General features: G+C 39.8%; 4 protein-coding genes and 1 pseudogene. All 5 read right to left on the bottom strand.

All coding sequences use genetic code 11. The features are described from left to right. Positions 1-712 (bottom strand): annotated as a pseudogene (locus tag AKG43_RS11625) (sel1 repeat family protein); the annotation flags it as partial. Between the two features lie 275 nt (positions 713-987). Then, positions 988-1,620 carry a hypothetical protein gene (locus AKG43_RS11620; RefSeq protein WP_054617441.1) on the bottom strand — a complete coding sequence of 211 codons (633 nt, stop codon included), beginning with the start codon at positions 1,618-1,620 and terminating at the stop codon, positions 988-990. 198 nt (positions 1,621-1,818) lie between these two features. Continuing rightward, positions 1,819-2,454: a hypothetical protein gene (locus tag AKG43_RS11615; RefSeq protein WP_054617440.1), complete on the bottom strand. Its 636-nt coding sequence runs from the start codon at positions 2,452-2,454 to the stop codon at positions 1,819-1,821. After that, positions 2,451-3,440, bottom strand: a complete 990-nt coding sequence (locus AKG43_RS11610; protein ID WP_054617439.1) for a CHAP domain-containing protein — start codon at positions 3,438-3,440, stop codon at positions 2,451-2,453. Before AKG43_RS11610 ends, AKG43_RS11615 begins: the two co-directional genes overlap by 4 nt. A 2-nt stretch (positions 3,441-3,442) precedes the next feature. Continuing rightward, positions 3,443-4,553 (bottom strand): type VI secretion system Vgr family protein (locus tag AKG43_RS11605; RefSeq protein ID WP_054617438.1); only part of this gene is annotated, 1,111 nt, incomplete at its 5' end.

Below are 4,553 nucleotides of genomic sequence, written 5' to 3'. Positions count from 1 at the left end.
CTTGCTCTGCTGCACACTGATACAGCTTTTTCATCAAATCCAAACGGAATGGTCGCGTAGCATCATCATCTATGCTGCTAATCATATCACCCAAGACATATTGGGCATCCCTACTACCCATATCGGCAGCTTTGCGTAAAAAGGCCAGTTCGCTGTCCGGCGATGCGGAAACGCCGTAGCCGTCTTCGATATAGCCTTTGAGCAGGTAATAGGCGGTGGCGGGGAGTTGTTTTTGCAGCTGTTTATTGAGCTGATGCACTTCGATTTCCGCTTCTATCTCAGGTACTTGTGTCCAACCGTCGCTGAGAATGAATTGCAGGCGCACATTGGCTTTATAGTCGCCGTTGGCGGCGGCGATGCGGTAATAGGGCAGCAGGTTGTCCCAAAAACCGTCGCCGCGTTCGCCCGGCCACATATGGTTCAAATCGCGGTGCAGCGCATAATTGTAGAGCTGCTGGGTTTCTTCGGATAAAGGCGGCCGCTGTTCGCGTACGCAGGTGAATTCGAGGTTTCGTTTGATTTCTTCGATGTTGTTCATGGTTTCCCTTTTTGCTTGCAGCCGCTCAAACCAGTTGGGTTTGTTGTAGCAGAAATCCGGTTTGTATTGCCCGGTGCCGCCCATATCGATGCAGGCAATCCATCGGTAGGCCATATAGAGGGCCAAGCCGATAAGGGCGATAACGGACAATGTGATTTTTGTGGAACGTTTCATGTGTTAATCCAAAGTGGTGATTTTGGGATCCAGCCGTAGAAATTCGCACAAGGGGTGCATAGGGTATGCCGCTTTCTAAAAGCTATTCAAGTTATTTAGGCAATATTTATATATGTTATAACAATAAGAAAATCAGTGATTTGAAATAAAATATATCAAAAGCTTTATTCAATATTCTCAGTTAGATATTTATTTTTTTAAACTTTACCAAATTACCAATGGATTCTATCCGTTTTACAAGATACTAAATTCATAAAATCATATAGATTTACCAGTTATAATCCCCACAACAATGTTTTCCCTGATAATACTTCTTCTTTCTCTTCTTCGCTTAAGACTTCGTTTGCATGCTTTTTAAACTCCCTTCTCCATGCAGGAAGCCATGTATATTTAGAATTAGTGCTTTTGCCTTGCAACTCCGGAGAGTATAGTAATTCTGCCAATACTTCTTTATCAGTTAAGATTTTTTGTTCATAAGCTTTATTTGCTGCTTTTAACAAAAATATATGCTGTTCAATAGAAACATAGTGCATTAACATAATCGTATACATTTTTTGTGATTGGTCATAATTTGGAGAAGTAATAATATCAACTGCAGCACAAATATATGGATTTGAATTACTATAAATTGGTTCTTCTTCATACCCAGCTATAATTTGATATCTAGAAAGATCATAATCTTTCCAAGTATACCCACTAGCAAGACTTGTATCTTCTAATTTCTTTTTTCGATTTTTTTCGGATAAATTTTCAATTTTTTGAAAAAAAACATTTAATTCTTTCTTTTCCAAATTATCACAAGATTTTAATATTTTTTTTTCTGAACTAATATGCCCTGTAAAAAATAAATAATTACCGAAGCTAAAAAACATAAATCCAATAATTATAAATAATATTTTCTTAATCATTTTTAATTACCTTATATTTGTATCTTCAGCAATTTGTGAAGTCTTTATCATTACTTTTCGAAGCATAACTTTATATTCCAAAACTAAAATCATTAAACTCTACTTGAAAGTCTTTGATATATATTATTAGCTAAAGCATTAGTATAGAGGCTGTCTGAAAGTTTTTCAGACAGCCTCTATTTTAATGTTTCTCCTATACTAAATTGCCCTACCATACAACCACCAAGCTAAAGTTTTTCCCGACAGCACTTTTTCACGCGCTTTTTCGTCTAAAACTTCGTTTGCATGTTTGTTGAATTCTCTTCTCCATGCGGGCAGCCATGTATATCTTGAATTGGTGCTCGCTCCGCCTAATTCGGGGGAATACAACAGCTCTGCCAATACCTCTTTATCTGTAATAATTCCTTTTTCATATGCTTCATTGGCTGTTTTCAACAGATAAATCTGATCTTTTATTGATGAAAAATGCATCAGCATAATCGCATAGGCTTTTTGAGACTGGTCGTATTCGGGAGATTTAAGAACATAAGCTGCTTCACAGATATATTTATGAGGTTTTTCGTATATTTCCTTTGCTCCTTTTCCTTCCATTACTGTATATTTTGACGTATCTTGACCAGATTCATTCCATGTAACACCACCTATTAATCCTCTTTCTTTATTAAAATTTTCCCTACTTTTTTCTGATTCACCATTTATAAATTTAAAAAAATCATTATCTGTTTTGGTATACTTTTCTTGACACGAATACATATCTATTTCACTATATATCAAAAATAAAATACACAGCCCAACTATGGTTAATAATAGTATTTTTTCTATTTTCTTTATCATTTTTTAATTACCTTATGCTTATATCGTCTGAAATTAGAAAAATCATATTTATCATCAGCATTAAATGTTCCACTCTGAATTCTAAAACCCGCATCATTCACTTCAATTTTATCTGCCCCTGCAGAAATACATACACCTTTAGTCAGTATTATCCCCACATGACCGGTTGCATTCGCATAGTCAGCTGCATAGGTTCCGATATCCCCGGGTAGAGGGCTTGTATTCGAAGACCAATCTTTTTGAAGTGCTTTAAGATTTTTGTCAGCCCATTCCCCGGCTAAAGGCGGGGAAAGTTCAGGTATCCAACCATGAGGAAGCCAGGGAACATTCATGCCTATTTCATGAAGAATATCATAAACGAACGTACTGCACTTCCATGTTCCTTGAGGATAAGTAAACTTTTGATTGACTTCTTTTTTTGCTACAGTTGGTTTGCCCATATATAATCCTTGGGAGGCATAATCAGGCACTAAAGCTTTTCTTTCAGATATTTTTTCAGCTCCTTTCCCCCATTTTGTGCTACCTCTATATTTCAAAGCCGTCAATACAATTTTTCTCGGGATATCCTTGATAATAACCTTTGCAAAAAGATTATTATTTTTCCGTTTAACATTATATTCTACTTCAAAGAAATCTCCTTCGAACTTCCCACCTCCTGCCAATGGAATCCTTGTCCACGGAGAAATTAGCGTCAATGTAGTATTTTTTCTTTTCAGTTCATGCTCTCCAACTTTCTTTTCCGAACCGCCGGAAGATACGACTTTAATTTCAACTCGATTTGATAGTCTCTCAGTTATGGCTAAAGAATTTCCTTCTATACTTAATTTACCATTTGCCCATATAATTTGATAAGAGACCGTATCCTTACCTTTATCAACCTTGCCTTCCGATACCTTGATCCCATTTATATAGATTCTATAATGTAGATTTTCTGGCGTACCAGCTAAAGAGTCCTTAAATACAATTAGTAATTTTGATTTGACCATTTTTAATTTTCCTCATTGTTGTCTTCTTCATAAACAAACAATTGCCAATCATCACTTTCTCTTCCTATTAATAAATAGCTGCCAGTATGGATCTGCTCTCTATCATGCTTAGAACCTAAACCGCTTTCATTTTGTGTTGTAGATGAAAATAGTGTTCTATTGTCGGCTGTTTTTAACTTGTAATCTAAAGAAATACCTGAGATTTTTTGAGTTCCTATTCGCTTAATTTGAATACCTATTATTTCTTCTTGCTGCTGATTGTTCGGTAAAAGTGGCAATAGATTATTCACACTACTCGGCCCCATCACCTGAAACCCCGCACACTTCACCCACACCATCTTCGGGCAGCCCAGTTCGATATTGCCGTCTTTAATCTTGATGTAGCCTCCGCCGCTGGTGAGCAGGATTTCATCTTTCGCCGCTACTATTACTTTACCCGCGCTGCTGGTAATGGTGGCGTCTTTGAGGGCGTTGATCTGCATCTCGTCGTTCTGTGCCTGAATCTCCACTTTGCCCTGATTGGCCTGGAGTTTGGCGCCTTTGCTCTGTGCAAACAGGTTGACGCTTCCGACCGCATGGGCGGTGAAATTGCTGCCGGCGCTGATGTCGGTGTCACCGCCGCTGATATGGTGGATGTATTGGCCGGCGGTATGCAGTTGGCTTTGCGGGGTGGCGCTGGCGATGCCGTCGGGGGCGGATTGGATGATGCCGGCGCGTTGCAGCTGTTTGAGGCTGTCGTTCAGACGGCCTGCCTGTGCTTCGGCCTCGGTGGCTTCGTTTTGGGCGGTGTGGGCGGCTTTATTGAGGCTTTTGGCTAGGGAGATTGCTTGTTCGAGCTGGGCGATGGCGGCATCCATATCCAATACCTGTCCCGAAGCCTGATTTTGAGCGTCGGTACTGATGAACAAACCCTTACCCGCCCGCAATGCACCCCAGCTGTCGGTACGCAATTCGAAACCTTCGCCGTTATCACCGCGTTTTTGTCTTTGGCTGTCGACGATATGGCCGAGGTTGAGTTGGGTTTTGCCGTATTCGGTCGCCAGTTTGATGTGTTCCTGACCCTGTTTGTCTTCCATCCGCAGTTTGTTGTTCGCCCAAGTGCGGATGACGTTG

Origin of the sequence: Neisseria sp. 74A18 (assembly GCF_001308005.1) — a bacterium.
GTDB lineage: Bacteria > Pseudomonadota > Gammaproteobacteria > Burkholderiales > Neisseriaceae > Neisseria > Neisseria dumasiana.
The sequence above is the reverse complement of the archived record's forward strand: the minus strand, read 5'-3'. Positions and strand labels throughout refer to the sequence as shown.